The following is a 21,182-nucleotide window of genomic DNA, read 5'->3' on the forward strand; positions in this document are numbered from 1 at the left end:
TCCTGCCAATCGATTGACATTTTCTGCCATTGCGGCACTCTCTTATTCCTGACGAGGGAAGGGGGACGATGAACCGGTTGCAGGAGTCGATCGAAAGGCTGGAGACGCTGCGGCCCGATCTTGCGGCCGCTCCCGTGCCGGTCGGCCTTACCCGCTATTGGGCAGCGAGCTTCGGCTGGCCCGAAGACTTGTGGCGCGGGACGAGCCTGACCGCGGAGACCTATTCGACGGAAAATGTATCGGTCGCCGACGACCTGCGGATGGTCGGCAATTTGATGGAATTACACGGCGAGGAAGCGCTCATCCGCAAATTCCTCGACTGGCCTTACGTTCCGCACGAGACGGTTGTGTTCAGCGCTCCGGACCTGGGTGCTGCGCTCGAAGCCGTTGCGCGGATCATCAATCGCACCAATCCGCAGCTCGACCTGCAACTCGTCGACGACGGGACGTGGTGCGATTTCGTCATTTCGGCCGATCCTGCGCTCGGGCAGTTCCGAGGTTTCGTCGAAGTCATGACGACGCTGTTCGTGCTGCGCATTGCCGATTCCTTTGCGCGCTTCGGACCGCCCGGTGAGGGCCTGGCAAGCTCGCCCTATGTGGAAGCGGTGCATGTGGACCCGCTCTTGCTGCAAGCCGTCAACGGGCTGCTTCCTGTCACCATCAGCAGAGGGGCGGACAGAACATTCGTCCGGCTGGAAGCGCAGACCCTCAGGCTGGCGAACCCTGGGTACCGCGCGTCGACTTGGCAGAACCTGATGCGCGACCTCGGCGGTAACGCAGCGGGGGCGAACCGGCAGGGCGGCAATCTCGAGGGCGAGATTACCACGCTTGTGCTGGCGTCGTTGCGCGAACGCGGCCGCGCACCGCAGATGACGGAACTTGCGAAGGCGCGAGGGACCTCGGTCCGGTCGCTTGCCCGGCAATTGGCTGCCGACGGAATATCCCTGCGCGACCTGTCGGGCCACGCGCTGGTGCAGGTGGCGGCGGAAAAGCTGCGCTCGACCGACCTTCCGGTATCCGAGATCGCGCTGGGCCTTGGTTATTCGGAGCCGTCCAGCTTCGTTCGGGCCTTCCGCAAGGTGGCAGGTATGACGCCGGGCAAGTGGCGTGCGCTGGCTTATGCGGCCGGGGACCAAGATGCCTCGCCCTTGCGGCGGGCGGGGTAGGCCGAAAAGGAAAAGGGCCGCCGGATCGCTCCGACGGCCCCTTTCGAAAGCAATTGCCTGAGGGGATCAGCCCTGGCGCTCGCCGGTCAGCGGCATGTCGCCGAATGCGCCGGCGTTGACCTTGCCGGTCAGCTGGCTGCCGTCCACCGTGGCGGTGCAGGTCAGCGTCATCGGCATGGGCACGGTCATGTCCATCTTCCAGTTCAGCGTGTTGCCGTCGATGGTGCCGTCCTTGACGTCCATCGAGCCCATGCCGCCGGCCATCGAGCCGGTGAAGCTGGAGCCATCGTCACCCGGAACGACGGTGAAGGTGCCCTTCTGGTCGCCCATCGGGCTCTTGACGATGGTGTCATAGGTACCGGCTACGGACATGCGTATTCTCCTCAATTGGCTGGCCCGCACCTGCGGACCGAAACGGTGGTGGTGACATCGGCGCTACTTACACCGATGTCAACAAGGGCTTACTCCTGCGGCTCGATGACTTCGACCTTGAGGCCGAGGCTTTCGAGCTGCGGTTCGACGACCTTGGCGTCACCGACCACGATATAGACCATGTCGCCTTCGTCCAGGTTCCGGCGCGCTTCTGCATCGAGTTCGGCAGCGGTCAGCTTGCTGAAGAACTGCGCCCGGGTCTCGTAGTAATTGTCCGGACGGTTGTAGCGCACGATGTTCACGAGGCCGCCGAGCACGTCGCCCGCCGTCTCGAACTGGCCGGGCAGCTCGCGCATGTTGGAGTTCACGATCCGCTCCAGCTCGTTCGGCTGCACACCGCGGGCATCGACGAATTCGTTGATCTCCTTGCGGATCTCGCTGATCGAATCGCCGGTCCTGTCCGACTGCACCGGTGCACGCACGCCGTAATAGACGCGGTCGAAGGCGTTGCCGACGCCGCTGCCGGCGCCATAGGACCAGCCCTTGGCTTCGCGCAGGTTCATGTTGATGCGGGCCAGGAAGCCGCCGCCCAGCGCCTCGTTCGCAGCCGACAGGAGCGTGATGTCCTGGTCACGGCCGCGCAGGTCGAGGACCTGTGCGCCGTAGATCACCGACTGCGGCGAATTGGGGCGGTTGACCAGCACGATGCGCTGTTCCGGTGCCGGAATGGCAACGTTGTAGAGCCGCTCCGGCTTGGCCGTAGCCGGCGCTTTCCAGTCCCCGAAGCTCGCTTCGAGCAGGCGGGTCACTTCGGCCAGCGAGGTGTCGCCCACCACGTAGATGCGGGCATTGTCGGGACGCAGCCAGGTCGCGTGGAACTGGCGCAGGTCGGCTTCGGTCAGCGCCTTAAGGCGATCGGCAGAGCCGAGACCCGATGCCGGCAGGCCGTAGGGGTGCGAACCGAAGACCACCTGCCGCGCGGTGCGGTCGGCGATCGAGTTCGGATCCTTCAGTTCCGACGACAGGCCGTTGAGCAGGCGGGCCCGCTCGCGCTCGATCACATTGGCACGCAGGCCCGGCGAACGGATAGTTTCCGCCAGCAGTTCGAGCGAGGGAGCCAGGTTCGGAGCCAGCGCGGCGACACCGAAATTGGTGAAGTCGGCATCGAAGCCTTCGTAGATCGAGGCACCGAGGCGTTCCTGCGCAATGGCATATTCGGTCGCGTCGAGACGCTCCGTGCCTTCGCCCATCACCGCCAGCAGCAGGCGCTGCGTGCCGAGCGTGGCAGCGGTTTCGGCTGCACGACCGGCATCAAACTCGACTTGGACCTGCACGGTCGGGACTGCATCGCGGTGGGCGAAATAGACTTCCATCCCGTTCGACAGCGTGGCGCGTTCGATATCGGGGAAGTCGAGACCGGCCAGCGGTGCCAGTTCGGGCAGCGTGTCGCGATCGGCCTGCATCGTGGTGGCGATGCCCGACAGTTCGCAGCTTTCCTCGGCACAGTAATTGGCCTGCGCGATGTCGGCCAGCGAATCCGGACCGGTGATCGCGCCGCCGCGGTTTTCGCCGCCTTCGGTGCGCTCGCCCGGGTTGTAGACGAGGTTGAAGACCGGGCGGGTCAGCCACTTCTGCATCAGGCCCTGGACCACTTCGGGAGTGGTGGCGGCCATCTGCTCCAGCTGCTTCTCGACATAGCCCGCGTCGTTCATGAACAGTTCGCCCGAGGCTAGCTGCGGGGCCTTGCCGCCGAAGCCGCCGACCGATTCAAGGCCGCGGATGACGCCCGCCATGGTCGAGACCTTGGCACGCTCCAGTTCGTCGGCCGTCGGGCCGGTGGCGATGTAGCTGGCGATCTGCGCATCGAGCTTTGCAGCCACTTCCGCCGGATCGACACCCGGCTTCACGTCGGCTTGGACAATGAAGACGCCGGCATCTTCGAGCGTGAAGTTGAAGCTGCTGACCGACACGGCGACCGGGTCTTCACGGACCAGCGCATTGTCGAGACGCGAGCTCGACAGGCCGCCGAGCACGGAGGAGGCGAGGTTCATCGGAACCGATTCAGCCGAGTTCGAACCCGGCACCGTCCACATGCGATAAAGGCGCGTGGTCGAAATCTGGTCGGTGACCGTTTTGGTTTTCGATTCCGCCAGAGTGGGGACAGTGACGGTCGGATGGCTCACTTCGGGGCCGCGCTCGATATCGCCGAACCACTTTTCGACCTTGGCGCGGGCGGTCGCTGTGTCGATGTCGCCGGCCAGCACGAGGACGGCGTTGTTCGGGCCGTAGTGGTCGGTGAACCAGCTGCGCACGTCATCCATGGACGCGGCATCGAGGTCACCCATCGAACCGATGGTCGAGTGGTGGTAGCGGTGGCCCTTGGGGAAGAGGTTCTCGAAGATTTCGTAACGCAGCAGGCCGAAGGGGTTGTTGTCGCCCTGGCGCTTTTCGTTCTGGACGACGCCGCGCTGGTTATCGAGCTTCTCCTGCGTGACCGCGCCAAGCAGGTGGCCCATGCGGTCGCTTTCGAGCATCAGCACGCGGTCGAGCGCGCCGGTCGGTACGGTCTGGAAATAGTTGGTGCGGTCGGGGTTCGTGGTCCCGTTCACATCGGTGCCACCCATCTGCTGGATGTATTCGAACCAGTCGGCGGGCGCGTTTTCGGTGCCGTTGAACATGAGGTGTTCGAACAGGTGGGCAAAGCCGGTCTTGCCGGCCGGTTCGTGCTTCGAACCGACGTCGTACCACACCGATACGCCGACCAGCGGCGCCTTGCGGTCTTCATGGACGATGACGGTCAGGCCATTGTCGAGGACGAACTTTTCGTACGGAAGGTCGACTTCCGCGACCAGCGCCGACAGCGGGGCCGGCTCGAAGGCAGCGGCTTCTGCTGCGGGAGCGGCCGCCGATTCCACGGCCGTGTCCGAATAGGTCGAGCAGGCCGATACGGCGAGCGCGATGATGCTGGTCGAAATAACGCGTTTCATGTTGCAGTCCCCTGGAAATTCCTAAGTGTTCGTAATCTATTAGCGGCGATTAGTCACCGTCTTGCGACTCTTGGCATTTTGCAACACGTCCTCGCGCCAGAAGTGCACCGGCTTCAAGCGGTGCTGGACGAACAGCGTAGATTGGTCTGCGTAATGCGGTGAGAGAGGGCGCGTGGTTGCCGCGCCATAGGGCTGGATGGAGCGGGAGCGGACCCGCTTGCCCGGTTCCCATTCGACCCATTGGATGAAACTGTCGCCGTGCTTAACCGACAGGCGCCCGTCCTCCTCCACGTTCCACAGCGTCGAGGCACGCAGCGTGTCCGAACCCCCGTCGAGCGGCAGGTCGACTTCGCCCTGTCGCAGCCGCAGCACTTCGCCCATCGGCGGGTCGATCCGCCCGAAATGGGTGGTGAGGTGGGCAACCGCCTCTTCCAGTTCGGCGCGGACATCGGGCCACGGCTTGTTCTGGTAGGACGAGGACATGAATTCGCGGATTATCAGCAGCGCCAGCGCATCGGCGCGGCCCACGTTGTCGGCGGTGAAGTCCCATTGCATCAGCAGGGCACGCGCACGCGCCAGCGCGGGATCGCCCGACAGGTCGAGCTCTTCCAGGTCGTCCCACAGCCGCGCGACGTAATCCTCGCGGGCATAACCGGTGTCGTACTTGATCCGCTCCAGATTGGCGCGGTCTAGCACGTCTGCCTCGCTCAGCAGCTTCCATGCCCGGCGCGAACGGTTGGTCTGTTTCAGTTCCACGCCCAGTTCGGGCGCGAAGTCGCCGGGCGACAGGTCGCTGCCGGGGCCCGCAGCGGTGAAGGGCGCGTTGTTCGCATTGTAGAGCCAGCCCGACGCAGGGTTCACAAGCCGCGGCAGCTCCTCGTAATCGACAGGGCCGTCCCACAGGAGCTCGGGATCGTCGCCTGCCAGGATGCCGCGCCAGTTCGGTCCAGGCCGGCGGTCGGGCAGGGCGGCGTTATAGACATAGGCGATATTGCCTTCGCGATCGGCGTAGATGAAGTTGGTCGAGGGGATGTCCATCCGTGCAAGGATGCTCTCCCATTCGGCAAGGTCCTTCGCCTTGTTTAGCCGGTAATAGGCGTCCAGCTGGCCGAGATTGTCGATCCCGCCATAGCGGAAGGCAAAGGCGCCGTTCTCGTTCTTGATCACCGGCCCGTGGATCGAGCGGAACACCTCGCGCTGGATCGGCAGGACAATCGGGCCGAGGCGGACAGGCAGGGTGACCGTGCGGCTTTCAAGGTCGCGCCATGCGCCGGCGAAGCGGTAGCGCGTGCCGGTCTCGTCGAGTTCAAGCCGGTAGACGTCGACCATGTCAGGCGTGTTGACCGTGTTGGTCCAGCCGAGGTCCTCGTTATGACCAAGGAACGGGAAGGGCGAGCCGGGGAAATTGGCCCCGGCATAGTGCCAGCCTTCCTCGCTCTCCACGACCAGTTCGTACCAGGCGACGCCGCCGCGCCAAGGCTGGTGGCTGTTGGAGATCAGCGTGGTGGGGCCACCGGATTTTGCGGGCGTGACGGCAAAGGCATTGGAGCCGTTGTGCGCGCCGTCGGGACCGAAGGGAGAATAGGCGACCTTGTCGGCGCTTTCCTCGGCCTGCTGGTCCGTCGACCCCCGCGGGAAACCGGGAATGTCGGGGCCGAATTCGGGACGCAGGTCGTCGCCTGCCACCAGCGGCTCGATCACGCCGTTGAGACCGAAGAAGAACGGCTGGCGCAGCGCAAAGCCCGCAGCCACGTCCATGCCCGCAACCGGGAAGAGATTGCCGAGCTTGATCTCGTCGGGGTTCTGCTCGGCATAGTCGTTGAGGCCCGCGGCATAGGCTTCGAACAGCGCCCGCGTATCGGCGGGCAGTTCGGGATAGCGGCGTTCTGCCGTGCCGCGCGCGTCGAGCAGGTGGTAGACGTAGTCGACCGCCGCGCCTTCCTGTCCCGCAATCGCGCCGTAGCGGCCGCGCGCCATCGCGATCACGTCCTGTAGGGTCGAGAAATCATCTTCCGAATGGGCGATGGCGACACCATAGGCCACGTCGCGGTCGCGCTTGCCGTAGATGTGCGGCACGCCGAACTCGCTGCGAATGATTTCCGCCGTGTAGACCTCGTCCGGCGGGTCGACTTCGGCCCCGCGTGCCCAGAACGGCTCCCAGGTCGCCAGCGTGATGAATACGGCGACGACGATGAACAGAAGGGCAAATCCGATCCGCCCGACCCATTTGGCCATGAATGACAATCCTCTCTCGGCCCTTCGCCTAGCGGCCTGCGACGAACGGTGCAATCTCGCTGGGCAAAACCGCCGCGCGGCTATTTCGTTAACGGGATTCGGCTGGCTAGCCAGAGCCTTGTGACCACCAGCATCACCATCGGCCATGAATCGTCCGGCAAGCCGGTCCTCTTCGATATCGAGGAGCTGCTTGCCACGCGCCTGCTCGTCCAGGGCAATTCCGGCAGCGGCAAGTCGCACCTGCTGCGCCGCCTGCTCGAGGAAAGCGCCGGCATGGTGCAGCAGGTCGTGATCGACCCGGAAGGCGACTTTCCCTCGCTCGCGGAAGAATTCGGCCACGTGGTCATCGACGGCTCGGCCTATTCGCCCGCAGAGATCGAGGCGCTTGCCCGCCGCATCCGCGAACACCGCGCCAGCGTGGTGCTCGACCTCGACGGGCTGGAGGTTGAACAGCAGATCCGCTGCGCCGCCCAGTTCCTGACCGCGCTGTTCGATGCCCCGCGCGAGCATTGGTATCCGGTGCTGGTGGTGGTGGACGAAGCGCAGATGTTCGCGCCTGCCGTGGCGGGCGAGATCGCCGAGGACACGCGCCGCATGACGCTGTCTGCCATGACCAACCTCATGTGCCGCGGGCGCAAGCGCGGTCTGGCCGGCGTGGTGGCGACGCAGCGGCTGGCGAAGCTGGCGAAGAACGTCGCGGCCGAAGCGTCGAACTTCCTCATGGGGCGCACCTTCCTCGATATCGACATGGTCCGAGCCGCCGACCTGCTCGGGATGGAACGGCGGCAGGCGGAACGCATCCGCGAGCTGGAGCGCGGGCATTTCCTCGCGCTCGGCCCGGCGATCACTCGCCTGCCGGTGGCGGTGAAGATCGGACCGGTGAAAACGGGGCTGAAGGCCCGCGCCGAAGGGCTGATGGCGCTGCCCGACACGGCCCCTGCCGACATGGCCGACCTCCTCACCCGCGACCTTGCCAGCGATGTCGCCAAGGCGCCGCCACCTCCCGCACCGCCGCCCGCGCCGCGCGTGGAGGAGATGGAGGACAGCATCGCCCGTGCTGAGGAGCGCCAGCTGGATGCTCCTAAACCGAGAGTAGACACTTCGGCGGTCGTCTCGCGCATAGCGGAGATCATCGCCGAACTGGCCGCAGAGGAAGGCATCGCCTTCCAGTCCGCCAGCGCGCAGTACCAGACCTTTCTGACCCGCTGCCGCCGCGAGCGGCTGATCGGCCCGATGCCCGACATGCAGGCCTTCCGCCGCAAGTTCGCGGTTGCAGGGGCAGGGCTGGCCGAACTGGACGAAGCGACACAGGCGCAGATCATGCACCTGTCGGGCATGGTCGACGACGATTTGCTCGGTCCCTTCCTCGTCATCGCCAAGGCCGCCCATGCGGGCGAGACCGAAGTGGACGAGGACGCGCTTGCCCGCGCCTATGGCACCAGCTCGCCGGGCCGCATCCGCCGCCTGCTCGACCATCTCGAGCGCCAGGGCCTGATCGTGGTGCGCGAGGATTTCGGCGGCAGCCGCACCGTCATGGTGCCGGGGCTGGAAGGCCAGCCGGCGGAATAATTTTCGCCTTGCCTCTCGCCAAGCGAAGAGGCACCCCTATATTCGAGTAACACACCTCGTGATTTTTGCGGGGGAGGGCTTGTGTTGCATAATCGCAACACCATATTCGAGCGGTAATTCTTACTGAGGGACCAGCATGAATCTCGAGAAGTTCACCGATCGCGCCAAGGGTTTCCTTCAAAGCGCGCAGACCGTGGCCATCCGCATGAGCCACCAGCGCATCTCGCCGCTGCACCTGCTGAAGGCTCTGCTGGAAGACAGCGAGGGCATGGCTGCGCAGCTGATCCAGCGCGCCGGCGGCAACCCCGGCGTGGCCATCACCGAAGTCGACACCGCGCTCGGCAAGGTGCCGTCCGTGTCGGGCGGCGGGGCGCAGCAGACGCCCGGCCTCGACAATGATGCCGTGCGGGTGCTCGACCAGGCCGAACAGCTGGCCGAGAAGGCCGGTGACAGCTTCGTGCCCGTGCAACGCCTGCTGCAGGCGCTTGCGCTGGCGGACAATGATGCCGGCCGCGCGCTGAAGTCGGCGGGTGTGGATGCCAAGTCGCTCGAAGCGGCCATCCAAGAAGCGACCAAGGGCCGCGCCGCGCACAGCGCCAGCGCCGAAGAAAGCTATGACGCGATGAAGAAGTACGCGCGCGACCTCACGCAGGCGGCGCGCGACGGCAAGCTCGATCCGGTGATCGGCCGTGACGAGGAAATCCGCCGCACGGTGCAGATCCTCGCCCGCCGGACCAAGAATAACCCCGCTCTCATCGGCGAACCCGGCACCGGCAAGACCGCGATTGCCGAAGGCCTCGCGCTGCGCATCGCAAATGGCGACGTACCCGACAGCCTCAAGGGCCGCACGCTGATGGCGCTGGACATGGGCGCGCTGATTGCAGGCGCGAAGTATCGCGGCGAGTTCGAGGAACGCCTCAAGGCGGTGCTCGATGAGGTGAAGGGCGCCGAAGGCCAGATCATCCTGTTCATCGACGAGATGCACACGCTGATTGGCGCGGGCGCGTCCGAAGGTAGCATGGATGCAGGCAATTTGCTCAAGCCCGCCCTGTCGCGCGGCGAACTCCACTGCATCGGCGCGACCACGCTCGACGAATACCAGAAGTATGTCGAGAAGGACCCGGCACTGCAGCGGCGCTTCCAGCCCGTCTATATCGACGAGCCCACGGTCGAGGACACGATCTCGATCCTGCGCGGCATCAAGGACAAGTACGAGCTGCACCACGGCGTGCGCATCACCGACGGTGCGATTGTCGCGGCGGCGCAGCTGTCGAACCGCTACATCCAGAACCGCTTCCTGCCCGACAAGGCCATCGACCTGATGGACGAGGCGGCCTCGCGCATCCGCATGGAAGTGGAGAGCAAGCCCGAGGAAATCGAGGGCCTCGATCGCCGCATCATCCAGCTGCGGATCGAAGAGCAGGCGCTGCAGAAGGAGACCGACAGCGCCTCCAAGGATCGCCTCGAGGCGCTGCGCAAGGAGCTGTCCGAACTCGAACAGCAGTCCTCGGAACTCACCACCCGCTGGCAGAACGAGCGCGACAAGATCCACGCCGAGGCGCGGGTCAAGGAAGAGCTCGACCAAGCACGGCTGGAACTGGAACAGGCACAACGCGCGGGCGATCTCGCCAAGGCGGGCGAGCTCCAATACGGCCGCATTCCCGAGCTCGAGAAGAAGCTAGAGGAGGCAAGCGGCCACACCGACAACGCCCTGCTCAAGGAAGAAGTCACCGAAGACGACATCGCGGGTGTGGTGTCGCGCTGGACCGGCATTCCGGTCGACCGGATGATGGAAGGCGAGCGCGAGAAGCTGCTCGACATGGAAAACATCCTCGGCAAGCGCGTCATCGGCCAGAGCCAGGCGATCGATGCCGTGTCCAAGGCAGTGCGCCGTGCGCGCGCCGGCCTGCAGGACCCGGGCCGTCCGCTGGGCAGCTTCCTGTTCCTGGGCCCCACCGGCGTCGGCAAGACCGAACTGACCAAGGCGCTAGCCGGCTTCCTGTTCGACGACGACAGCGCGATGGTGCGCATCGACATGAGCGAATTCATGGAGAAGCACGCGGTCGCCCGCCTGATCGGCGCTCCTCCGGGTTATGTCGGTTACGAGGAAGGCGGCGTGCTGACCGAGGCAGTGCGGCGCAGGCCTTACCAGGTGGTGCTGTTCGACGAGGTCGAGAAGGCCCACACCGACGTCTTCAACGTGCTGTTGCAGGTGCTCGATGACGGGCGGCTGACCGACGGGCAAGGCAGGGTGGTGGATTTCAGCAACACGCTGATCATCCTCACCTCCAACCTCGGCAGCCAGTACCTCGCCAATCTCGACGATGGCCAGAAGGTCGAGGATGTCGAGCCGCAGGTCATGGACGTGGTGCGCGGTCATTTCCGGCCCGAATTCCTCAACCGGCTGGACGAGATAATCCTGTTCCATCGCCTTGCGCAGGAGCACATGGCGCCGATCGTCGACATCCAGGTCGCGCGGGTGCAGAAGCTGCTCAAGGACCGCAAGATCGTGCTCGACCTGACGGACGGCGCGAAGAAGTGGCTGGGCCGCGTCGGCTACGACCCGGTCTACGGCGCAAGGCCGCTCAAGCGGGCCGTTCAGCGCTATGTTCAGGACCCGCTGGCCGACATGATCCTGTCGGGCAAGGTGCCCGATGGATCGATAGTCCGGATCGACGAGGGTGACGGCCAGCTGGACATGAAGGTGAGCTGATTTCGAGGGGCGGGGCGCACCAGTCCCGCCCCGTCATGAAGCTGCAAAATCCGCAGTGATTCGCGGCTTTTGCTCAATTCGCGAAAACCGGCTGCACTCTCTCACGAAAGAAAATTCCAGATCAGTTGCAATAATTAGACTGATAATTGCGCATAGGTTTGCACGGTTTCCCCTGACCGCCAGATTAATGTGGGATTTACGCAACATCCGCCCCAAATCCGCGTGGGCGCTTTGACACTTGCGGGGCGTTCACGCAGAACCACCCTTAGTTGGGACTGGGGGCTTTCAAAGTCCCGGGCATGATCATGACGGAACCGGACGCCACTAGGGGTGTGTCCGGTTTTGTTGTCCGGGGACACGGGGGCGCAGTTCCAGTTGTCGCGACTGGAGTATTCAATGCGAAAAATTCACACGAAAACCATCAAGGGTCTCGCCTTCTCGGCGTCGGCAATTGCGCTGACCGTCGGAAGCCAGGCTTTCGCTCAGGACGCCGATTGTCCTGAAGGCCAGGAAGAAGTGGGTGGCGAATGCGTCGCCGAAACCGTCGACGTAACCGACGCCAGCACGGAAGCCGTGCCGGGCGCGATCGTCGTTACCGGTTCGCGCATTCAGCGCAACGACACCTACAACAGCATCTCGCCGCTGCAGGTTCTCGAAACCGAAACGCTGCAGGACACCGGCCAGTTCGATACCGCCGCGATCCTCCAGCAGAGCGAATCCGCTGCCGGTATCCAGATCGATGCCACCTTCCAGGGCTTCGTGCTCAACAACGGCCCGGGCTCGCAGACCCTCGACCTTCGTGGTCTTGGTGCCGACCGCACCCTGCTGCTCGTCAACGGCCGCCGTCTTGCACCGGCCGGTGTCGAAGGCGCACCGAGCAACCCGTCGATCAACCTCATCCCGTCGTCGCTCGTGGCGCGTTACGACCTGCTGCTCGACGGTGCATCGTCGGTCTACGGTTCGGACGCAGTTGCCGGCGTGGGTAACATCGTCCTGCGCAAGGACTTCGACGGCCTCGAACTGTTTGCCAGCGGCGACGTGAACGAACAGGGCGCGGGCAACGATTACCGCATCAGCGCTGCCTGGGGTAAGTACGGCAGCAACTGGAACTTCGGTATCGGCTTCGAATACCAGAAGCGCGACGAGATCAAGATCGGCGACCGCGACTTCCTGTCGGGTTGTAACACCCACTACGAAATCACCGACAGCGGTGAAATCCGTACGCTGGGCATCTCGGACAATGCCAACACGCTGGCCGACAGCAACGGCACGATCGGTGAAATCCCGACCGAATGTACGATCGACGCAGCGGTCCGCCGCATCATCCCGAACAGCCCGCTGTTCTTCAGCTCGATCTACTACGACGAGACCGTTTACCCGACCACCGGCCAGGCCGGTAACACGGGTATCCCGTTCTTCAGCGACGCCTTCGACGCATTCGGCAACCCTGTCGACCGCAACGGCGACGGCCTGCTGGACGTCAACTTCGCCGAAGTGACGCGTAACGGTACCGACCTCAGCCCCTCGTTCGTGAGCCCGCAGGACACGTACAACGTGATGGCTTACGGTGAGTACAGCTTCGGCGGCGACTACAACATCACGCCGTACTTCGAAGCGAACTACAGCCGCGCAGAAGTGACTGCACGCAGCACCCAGCCGCAGCTGTTCCCTTACGTTCAGGGCAGCAACCCGTTCAACCCGTGTAACATCGCCAACAACGACTGCGGCGACGACAACAACACCTTCGACGGTCTCTACACCTTCGCTGGTGGTGCTTTCGCTCGTCCGACCGGCCGTTCCTACACGGTCCGCCCGGTTGTCGGCGTGGACGGCGACCGCAACGTGGTCGAGACGGTGCAGGAGCAGTATCGCGGTGTCTTCGGCATCCGCGGCGACCTGCCCTTCATCAACTTCGGCCCGGGCAACGACTGGACCTTCGACATCTCGGGTGTGTACTCGCGTTCGGAAGGTACCTCGTCGCGCGCCGGTATCCGTCAGGACCGCCTGGCCCTGGCCCTCGGCCTCGACCCGACGGTCGACAGCGCGGTTCGCTTCGCGACCCCGCCGGTCCTCTCGAGCGGTGCTTGCGGTACCACGGGCTTCCGTAACCCCGACAATCTCCGCGACGATGTGGTTGCAGGCTGTGTGCCCGTGAACCTCTTCGCGCCGAGCCTTTACCAGACCGCGGTTGGCGACTTCGCCACCCAGGCCGAACGCGACTACCTGTTCGACACGCGTGACTTCGACACGACCTACGAACAGACCATCGTCTCGGCTTACCTGCAGGGTAGCGTTTTCGAACTGCCCGGCGGCACCGCGAAGATGGTGATCGGTGGTGAATACCGTAACGACTCGCTCGCCTCGATCCCCGACGAAGTTGCTTCGGAAGGCCTGTTCTTCGGCTTCTTCGCCGACCAGGGCGCGACCGGCAGCAAGGAAATCTGGGAAGCCTTCGGCGAAATCGATCTTCCGCTCATGTCGGGTGAAACGCTGGTCGAAGACCTGCGCGTCAACCTGTCGGGCCGTGTGACCGAAGACGAGTTCTACGGCACCAACGGTACCTACTCGCTGAAGTTCGGCTGGCGTCCGATCGAGCAGCTGCTCGTGAAGTTCTCCTACGGTACGTCGTTCCGTTCGCCGAACCTGCGCGAACTGTTCCTGGCCGGTCAGTCGGGCTTCGGTGGCATCACCGACCCCTGCGCCGTCCCGGCGAACGCCTACGCACCGCTGGCTGGTGGCTATCAGCCGGGCAACGACACGCGTGATGCTTCGGTTCTCGACAACTGCCGCCGTGAAGGCCGCGATCCGACCCGCGTCGGTACCGACGGTGCGAACACGGTCACCGTGCCGAGCGTCGAAATCACCTCGGGTGGTAGCTTCGCGCTGGATCCGGAAACCTCGACCTCGATCACGACCGGCTTCGCTTTCGAAGAGTCGTTCGGCCCGATCGATTTCGGCTTCAACTTCAACTACTACGACATCAACGTGAAGGGTGCGATCGCAGAACCGACCGGCCAGTTCATCGTCAACCAGTGCTTCCTGCGCGACGATGGCCAGCGTTCGAACTTCTGTGACTTCATCCAGTACGACACCGACCCGGCTTCGCGTCAGCTGATCACGGACGTCTTCGCAGGCTTCGTGAACATCAACGAAGAAGCGGTCCGCGGTATCGACCTGAACGCCAACTTCGGTGCTGATGTCGCTGCCTTCGGCAAGGACATCCGTCTCGGCCTGAACCTGCGTGCCAACCACCTGATCCAGCGTGACTCGGTCTTCCTGACCGACACCGGTGAACCGACGGTGGACAGCGACGCCGGTGAGTTCGGCTTCCCGTCCTGGACGGGTCGCGCGATCTTCAGCGCCCAGGTCGACAACGTGACCTTCACCTGGCAAACCCGCTACATCGGCGAGACCGAGCAGCAGGAAGACGGTATCGACCCGCTGTCGGATGCCTTCGGACGTGGTCCGGACGGCCAGCCGACCGGCTTCATCGGTAACACCTGCCTTGGTAACGGTTCGGGCAGCAACGATCCGGTCACCGGCGCGTTCATCCCCGACGGCATCGTCGCGGGTGACGGCGTGTTCTGCCGCGACATCGGCTACGCCGACGATTACTTCGTCAGCAACGCCTCGCTGCGCTTCGACTTCGACAGCTTCGACATCCGCGTGGGTGTTTCGAACATCTTCGACAAGAAGCCGCCGCTGGTGGACACCAACGAAGTGCTCGGCATCTCGAACACTCCGATCGGTAACGGTTACGACCTCAACGGTCGTGAGTACTTCGCCTCGATCGGCGTGAAGTTCTAATCCGATCTGGCCGGTAACGGCCGACAGGACGGCCCCGTACTTCGGTACGGGGCCGTTTTTGTATCTGACGCCCACGTGGACGGCGACGCTGGTTCGCGCGGTGGCGAGGCAGGCAGTGACTGCCTCGTGATCGAGCGCTGCGGAATGTTTGCTGGATGTGAGTGAGACCGCCAGCAGGACCATGGGCAGAAAACTCGCCTCCCCGATGCCGCGCCCTTGCGGCCAGACCGAACCTGTCACCTCGGCGAGCAGACAGGTCCCGCTTGGCCGCCGGGCCGAGCGTGCGCGGCACACATTCCCGGCAGGCCAATTCACGAACTGTGCTGCGCGAGCCGGTGCCGGAGTGACTTGCCTCAGGGGATTGCCCTAGCGCGCTCTGAAGCGCGAAGGTGAAGGCTATCAGGGACCCGCGGCCGCATTCGTCGCCGAAGTCCGGTGCGGCACGGCTCGCGATCTGCGTTACGATGCCTGTTTCAGCACCTTGTGGGCGGTCTGAGCCTCAATCATCGGCTCCGAGGGGGGGGGGGAGACAGTGGTGCACCGCCTTGCTGGCGAGGCTCTACCCATTGGGACGGTCCGGACCTGGCGTCGGACACCAAGGGGACACGCACTCCAGCGGCGCCCTATCCAGAGCAGCGGTCTGCCACGACGGATCGCAAAAGCCGAAGCCGCGCATTGCCCAGCAGGGAGCTGACGCACGTGAGGAAGCGGGGAGGGCGGCGTGCGAAGGGGCGGGTACCAGGGGTGGGAGCGGCGCAGGGTCTCCCGGGTCCGAACCACCACCCATCGCCCATCTGCAGCAGGCAAAGAAAAAGCCGCGGACCTTTCGGTCCGCGGCTCCTTCGTAGCGTTTAGCTTCTTCTTATTCGCCGAAACGGATGTTCAGGCCTGCGAAGAAGGTCCGACCGGTGTCGTAGATGGTCGGATAGGTGTTACCGTTACCCAGCGGCGGGCCCGACGATGCACTGACCGGCGGGTTTGCGTTGAGGATGTTGTTCACACCGAAGCGCAGGGTGATCGACTCCGTCACGTCGTAGAACATCGACAGGTCGACGTAGTTACGAGCGGGCAGGTTGTCGTCGATCAGCGACTCGTTCGGACCCACATCTTCACCACCGAAGGCATCGACTTCGCTGTAGTGACGCCACGCGACGGTAGCATCCAGGTTGAAGTCGCTTTCCCAGGTGACAGCGAGACGGTGACGGTACTGCGCGTTAACGGGCTGGAGACAGCCGTTATCCGAGTAACCGGCACAAACGATCGGATCACCACCCGGGAACGGGATGAAGTCAGCCGTATCGAGATAGGTCGCTGCGTAGTTGAAGTTCAGGCCGCCCAGGCTACCGAGGTTGGTACGGTAGCTGATCTGGCCGTCGATGCCCGACGTGGTCAGTTCTGCGATGTTGATGTTGGTCTGCTGGAAGCCGACGCCCTGCGGACCAGCTGCAAGCGTACCGCCCGGACCACGGGTGATCAGGTCACAGAACGTCGGATCGCCCGTTGCAAGGCAGTTATCCAGCGAAACCTGAGCCGCGATACCGGCACTGATGTAATCTTCGACGGTGATGTCGAAGTAGTCCACCGAGATCGACAGACCCGGGACGAAGGTCGGTTCGAAAACCGCACCGAAGGTCCAGGTGTCCGAGCTTTCCGGCTGCAGCTGCGGGTTACCACCCGTTAGTGCCTGGGTCTGGCCCGAGATCACGTCGAGGATGGTGCCGTACTGTGCTGCAGTCACGCCGGTGTTGGCGCAAGCTGCGAGCGAAGCAATCGGAGCGCTGGTGGCGCAGGGGTCATAGACCTGCACGCCGTTGCTGTTGGTGCCGGCAACGTTCAGGTTCGGCAGACCGGTGTTCTGGCCCGTGTAGAGCTCGATAACGTTCGGTGCGCGAACTGCACGCTGGAAGTTGGCACGCAGCGTCAGGCTGTCGACCGGCGACCAGCTCAGCTGGGCGCCGAAAGCGTCCGTGCCGAAGCTGTTCGTGGTGTCGTTACCCGAAGCTTCATACTCCGAGTGACGGTACTGACCGGCGAGGACCAGTTCGTTGAAGAACGGACGATCGGTGATCAGCGGGATCTGGAGTTCGCTGTAGAACTCGTGGACGTCCACACGACCCGAAACCGGCAGGGTTGCACCGCCGACGCCCGTGAAGCCGCCGCCCGGAACCTGGCTGATTTCGTCAGGGATCGCGTTCAGCTTGTCCTGGCGATATTCCACACCCACGAGGAAGGCGACGCCTTCTTCGGAGAGCGGCGACTTGAAGCCGTAATCACCAAGGTCTGCCTGCAGGTTGGCGCCGAGCACCAGCTGCGAGGTTTCACCGATGACGATGCCGACACCCTGGATGAAGTTGTACTGGTCCGGGGTGATGGCGGTGGTGCCATCGGGGTTACGCTGGAACGGGTTGTAGGGAACACAGCCGCCCGACGGATCGACGCAGACCACGTTGCCGTTTGCATCGGTCGTTGCGAAGAACGCCTGCTGCAGCTTGGAAACGACGAAGTCGTTGGTCGAGGTCGAGGTGTCGGAGGTTTCGGCGTACTGACCGAAAGCTTCCCAGTCCCAGATGTCGCCGAACGTGCCGCGGAAACCGCCCACGATACGGAACGCCGAGTTTTCGAGGCGCGAGTTACGCGGACCACCTTCGACGTTACGGTGCGAAGCGGTGATGCCGCTCACGATCGTGCCGTCGATGATGTCCTGAGCCGAACAGCCGAAGATGTCGGTCAGCTGGAGGCCGGGCGTGTTCTGGATGTACGGGTTGTCGCAGTTGATCGAGTACGAACCGATACCGAACGAAGCGGTTTCTGCGATCTGTGCATCCGAGAAGTTGTCGACATAGCTGATGTCGGCGAAAGCTTCGACGTTGTCGGAGATTTCGTAATACGCCTTACCGTAAAGCGTGAAACGCTCCGACGGACGCTGGAAGAAGTTGCGCTGGCCGAAGTTGTAGGTCTGCTGCGGGCCACCAGCGTAGGGGATGATGGTGCCGTTTTCCTGCTGGAAAGCGAAGCCACCCGGGCCACCGAACAGGCGGAAGTTACCCGAACCGACGCAGCCGACGCCTTCGAAGCCACGGCTCGAGGGGCCTACCGTACAGGCAGAGAATGCGCGGTTGTTCTGGGTAACGGCTTCACGCTTTTCGTAGTTGGCGTAAATGGTGACGTTACCACGGCCGTCGGCAGTGTTCGTGCCGAAGATGCCGGTGAAGGCATATTCTGCGCCGTCCACGATCGGACCCGGCTTCGGCTGGCTGGCGCTGTCAAGGACGCCTTCCCAGAAGTCGATGTCGTTGCCGTGCTGCTGGAAGCCGCCCTGGAAGTCCAGTTCGACGCCTTCGAAGTCACGCTTGAGGATGAAGTTGGCAACACCGCCGACTGCGTCCGAACCGTAAACTGCCGATGCACCACCCGTCAGGATGTCGACGCGCTCGATCAGCTGGGTCGGGATAAGGTCGAGGTTGGCCGACGAGATCTGCGACGAACCGTAGGGCAGGCGACGACCGTCGATCAGGACGAGCGTACGGACCGAGCCGAGGCCGCGAAGGTCGAGGGTTGCAGTACCCGAAGCGCCGTTCGAGACTTCACCGGCCTGGCCGGCGAAAACCTGCGGCAGCTGGTTCACGAGGTCTTCGATACGAACCGTACCGGTCGACTGGATCTGCTCGCTCGAAACCGAGAGGACGGGAGCAGCGCTCTCGAGGTTCGGGTTTGCGTTGAGGCGCGTACCCGTCACGATAATGGCCGGTGCGGCTTCTTCCGAGGCTGCGGTGTCGGTGACATCCGCATCCTGGGCGAAGGCCGGAGCCGCCACCATGGCCAGAGCGACGGACAGCGATCCGGCGCTAAGGCGAAGTTGCGTAGATTTTTTCATCTGGTTTCATACCCTTATGAAGTGCCCGCACCGCCGAAGCGGCGAAGGCGTTGCAGGTTGGGTAGCCCAGACGCCGTGCCGAAGCGCAGCCCATGGTCCCCCAACCAAATGCGGTGGGTGAAGGCCTTGGAGCCACTGGTCTTCATGCCAGATTCTCCCCTCGTCCATTCCCTGCGCGACGGACTACGCCTTATGACGGTTTGATGAAAAGGACTGCGCACCCATGCGGGCAATTTGCATCCTATGGTGTATCATTGCTGCAACACCGTTTTTTTGGCCGTTTTCCGCGATTTTCGGGTGATAACGTTCTTTTGTCGCAACCATGCAACGCACACCCGCACCCGCCGCTTTTCGCAGTTGACGTAAACGGAAAGCGATCCTAGCCCGTAGCAAATCGAAACCAACTTTTACCGGAGAGAGCAATGCCCGAAGCCTATATCGTCGAAGCCGTCCGTACTGCCGGGGGCCGTCGCGGAGGGCGCCTTGCCGGAATCCACCCCGTCGACCTCGCTGCAAGGTCGCTCGATGCGATCATGGAACGTTCGGGGCTCGAGGCGAAAGCGATCGACGATGTGGTGATGGGCTGTGTCAGCCAGGGCGGCGAACAGGCCATGCAGGTCGGCCGCAATGCCGTGCTGGCAGCCAAGCGCCTCGGCGAAGGCGTGCCGGCCGTCACCATCGATCGCCAGTGCGGTTCCTCGCAGCAGGCGATCCAGTTCGCCGCGCAGGCCGTGATGAGCGGAACGCAGGACGTGGTGATCGCCAGCGGCGTCGAAAGCATGACCCGCGTGCCGATGGGCTCGACCGCCATGTTCCACATGAAAGAGGGGCTGGGGAACTACAAGTCGCCCGGGCTCGAGGAGAAATACCCCGGTATCCAGTGGTCGCAGTTCATGGGCGCCGAGATGATCGTCAAGAAGCACGGCTTCACCAAGGACGATCTCGACCGTTTCGCCCTGTCGAGCCACCAGAAGGCGATCGAGGCGACCCGTTCGGGCGCATTCAATGCCGAGATCGTGCCGGTCGAGGTGGAAACGCCCGAAGGCACCGAAATGCACACGGTCGATGAAGGCATCCGCTTCGATGCGACGCTGGAATCGATTTCCTCGGTCAAGCTGCTCAGCCCCGAAGGCACCATCACCGCAGCCACCAGCAGCCAGATCTGCGACGGGTCGAGCGCGGTGCTGGTCGTCAGCGAGAAGGCGCTGAAGGAATACGGCCTCACCCCGATGGCGCGCATCCACAACCTGACCGTCACGGCAGGCGATCCGGTGATCATGCTGGAAGAACCGCTGTTCGCCACCGACCGTGCGCTGCAGCGCGCCGGCATGAAGATCGAGGACATCGACCTGTTCGAGGTCAACGAGGCCTTCGCCCCGGTCCCGCTCGCCTGGCTCAAGCACACCGGTGCCGATCCCGACCGCCTCAACGTCAACGGCGGCGCGATTGCGCTCGGCCACCCGCTTGGTGCAAGCGGCACCAAGCTGATGGCAACGCTCGTCCATGCGCTGAAGGCGCGCGGCAAGAAATACGGCCTGCAGACGATGTGCGAAGGCGGCGGCGTTGCCAATGTCACCATCGTTGAATCGCTCTAATCACCCCCATTTGGAGAGGACATTCCATGCAAGTTTCAGCCAATACCCCCGCAGTCGTCACCGGCGGCGCATCGGGCCTCGGTGAAGCCACCGCCCGCGCGCTCGCGGCCAAGGGCGCCAAGGTCGCCATCTTCGACATGAACGAACAGAAGGGCGAAGCGGTCGCCAAGGACATCGGCGGCATCTTCTGCAAGGTCAACGTCATGAGCGACGAAGATGTCGATGCCGGTTTCGCCAAGGCCCGCGCAGCCCACGGCCAGGAACGCATCCTCGTCAACTGCGCCGGTATCGGCAATGCGATGAAGACCGCCAGCCGCGACAAGCAGACGGGCGAGATCAAGCACTTCCCGCTGTCCGCCTTCGAGTTCATCATCCAGGTGAACCTCATCGGCACCTTCCGCTGCATCGCCAAGTCGGCTGCCGGCATGATGACGCTCGACCCGCTGTCGGAAGACGGCGATCGCGGCGCGATCGTCAACACGGCATCGGTTGCCGGTGAAGACGGCCAGATCGGCCAGGCCGCCTATTCCGCCTCGAAGGGCGGCGTCATCGGCATGACCCTGCCGATCGCACGCGACCTGATGCAGGAAGGCATCCGGGTGAACACCATCCTGCCGGGTATCTTCAACACCCCGCTGATGAACGCCGCCCCGCCGCAGGTGAAGGAAGCGCTGGCCGCTTCGGTCCCGTTCCCCAAGCGTCTCGGCAACCCGGAAGAATACGCCATGCTTGCCATGACCATGATCGAGTGCGGCTATTTCAACGGCGAGGACGTGCGCCTCGACGGTGCGATCCGCATGGCGCCGCGCTAAGCGCGTTTCCGGTCACAGGCCGCATCCAGTGCCGCTCGTCCCGCAAGGGGCG

General features: G+C 63.8%; 10 protein-coding genes. 6 read left to right on the forward strand and 4 right to left on the reverse strand.

Going from position 1 to position 21,182, the window contains the following annotated elements; translation table 11 throughout:
- Nucleotides 1–68 precede the first annotated feature (68 nt).
- Complete coding sequence (locus LC083_RS10015; protein WP_226700276.1) at nucleotides 69–1,166, forward strand: helix-turn-helix domain-containing protein; 1,098 nt, start codon at nucleotides 69–71, stop codon at nucleotides 1,164–1,166.
- Between the two features lie 66 nt (nucleotides 1,167–1,232).
- On the opposite strand, the gene LC083_RS10020 is transcribed toward LC083_RS10015, so the two are convergent.
- From LC083_RS10020 to LC083_RS10030, 3 genes are all read right to left on the reverse strand, one after another.
- Nucleotides 1,233–1,538 (reverse strand): hypothetical protein, encoded by a 306-nt coding sequence (locus LC083_RS10020; protein ID WP_160606190.1) that lies wholly within the window; start codon nucleotides 1,536–1,538, stop codon nucleotides 1,233–1,235.
- 89 nt (nucleotides 1,539–1,627) lie between these two features.
- Nucleotides 1,628–4,525: a M16 family metallopeptidase gene (locus tag LC083_RS10025; protein ID WP_226700277.1), complete on the reverse strand. Its 2,898-nt coding sequence runs from the start codon at nucleotides 4,523–4,525 to the stop codon at nucleotides 1,628–1,630.
- Nucleotides 4,526–4,564: 39 nt separating this feature from the next.
- On the reverse strand, nucleotides 4,565–6,760 hold the full coding sequence (locus tag LC083_RS10030) for an acylase (protein ID WP_226700278.1): 2,196 nt from the start codon (nucleotides 6,758–6,760) through the stop codon (nucleotides 4,565–4,567).
- Nucleotides 6,761–6,880: 120 nt separating this feature from the next.
- Here LC083_RS10030 and LC083_RS10035 point away from each other — a divergent pair, with 120 nt between their 5' ends.
- From LC083_RS10035 to LC083_RS10045, 3 genes are all read left to right on the forward strand, one after another.
- On the forward strand, nucleotides 6,881–8,329 hold the full coding sequence (locus tag LC083_RS10035) for an ATP-binding protein (RefSeq protein ID WP_226700279.1): 1,449 nt from the start codon (nucleotides 6,881–6,883) through the stop codon (nucleotides 8,327–8,329).
- A 136-nt stretch (nucleotides 8,330–8,465) separates the two neighbouring features.
- Complete coding sequence (clpB, locus tag LC083_RS10040) at nucleotides 8,466–11,042, forward strand: ATP-dependent chaperone ClpB (RefSeq protein ID WP_226700280.1); 2,577 nt, start codon at nucleotides 8,466–8,468, stop codon at nucleotides 11,040–11,042.
- 396 nt (nucleotides 11,043–11,438) lie between these two features.
- The gene (locus LC083_RS10045; RefSeq protein WP_226700281.1) at nucleotides 11,439–14,849 is read left to right on the forward strand and encodes a TonB-dependent receptor domain-containing protein; all 3,411 of its coding nucleotides are present in this window, start codon (nucleotides 11,439–11,441) and stop codon (nucleotides 14,847–14,849) included.
- A gap of 862 nt (nucleotides 14,850–15,711) precedes the next feature.
- On the opposite strand, the gene LC083_RS10050 is transcribed toward LC083_RS10045, so the two are convergent.
- Nucleotides 15,712–18,723, reverse strand: a complete 3,012-nt coding sequence (locus LC083_RS10050; protein WP_226700282.1) for a TonB-dependent receptor domain-containing protein — start codon at nucleotides 18,721–18,723, stop codon at nucleotides 15,712–15,714.
- A gap of 422 nt (nucleotides 18,724–19,145) precedes the next feature.
- On the opposite strand from LC083_RS10050, the gene LC083_RS10055 reads away from it, so the two are divergent.
- Both LC083_RS10055 and LC083_RS10060 read left to right on the forward strand, forming a co-directional pair.
- Entirely contained in the window at nucleotides 19,146–20,318 is a 1,173-nt protein-coding gene (locus LC083_RS10055) for an acetyl-CoA C-acetyltransferase (protein WP_226700283.1), read from the forward strand.
- Nucleotides 20,319–20,344: 26 nt separating this feature from the next.
- Nucleotides 20,345–21,130, forward strand: coding sequence for an SDR family NAD(P)-dependent oxidoreductase (locus LC083_RS10060; protein ID WP_226700284.1), 786 nt, complete (start codon nucleotides 20,345–20,347; stop codon nucleotides 21,128–21,130).
- Nucleotides 21,131–21,182: the final 52 nt, after the last annotated feature.

Origin of the sequence: Qipengyuania gaetbuli (assembly GCF_020524765.1) — a bacterium.
Classification (GTDB): Bacteria; Pseudomonadota; Alphaproteobacteria; order Sphingomonadales; family Sphingomonadaceae; genus Qipengyuania; species Qipengyuania gaetbuli_A.

Coding starts and splice junctions, on each gene's coding strand:
- LC083_RS10015 (WP_226700276.1), top strand. CDS start 69: ATGAACCGGTTGCAGGAGTCGATCGAAAGGCTGGAGACGCTGCGGCCC.
- LC083_RS10020 (WP_160606190.1), bottom strand. CDS start 1,538: ATGTCCGTAGCCGGTACCTATGACACCATCGTCAAGAGCCCGATGGGC.
- LC083_RS10025 (WP_226700277.1), bottom strand. CDS start 4,525: ATGAAACGCGTTATTTCGACCAGCATCATCGCGCTCGCCGTATCGGCC.
- LC083_RS10030 (WP_226700278.1), bottom strand. CDS start 6,760: ATGGCCAAATGGGTCGGGCGGATCGGATTTGCCCTTCTGTTCATCGTC.
- clpB (WP_226700280.1), top strand. CDS start 8,466: ATGAATCTCGAGAAGTTCACCGATCGCGCCAAGGGTTTCCTTCAAAGC.
- LC083_RS10045 (WP_226700281.1), top strand. CDS start 11,439: ATGCGAAAAATTCACACGAAAACCATCAAGGGTCTCGCCTTCTCGGCG.
- LC083_RS10050 (WP_226700282.1), bottom strand. CDS start 18,723: ATGAAAAAATCTACGCAACTTCGCCTTAGCGCCGGATCGCTGTCCGTC.
- LC083_RS10055 (WP_226700283.1), top strand. CDS start 19,146: ATGCCCGAAGCCTATATCGTCGAAGCCGTCCGTACTGCCGGGGGCCGT.
- LC083_RS10060 (WP_226700284.1), top strand. CDS start 20,345: ATGCAAGTTTCAGCCAATACCCCCGCAGTCGTCACCGGCGGCGCATCG.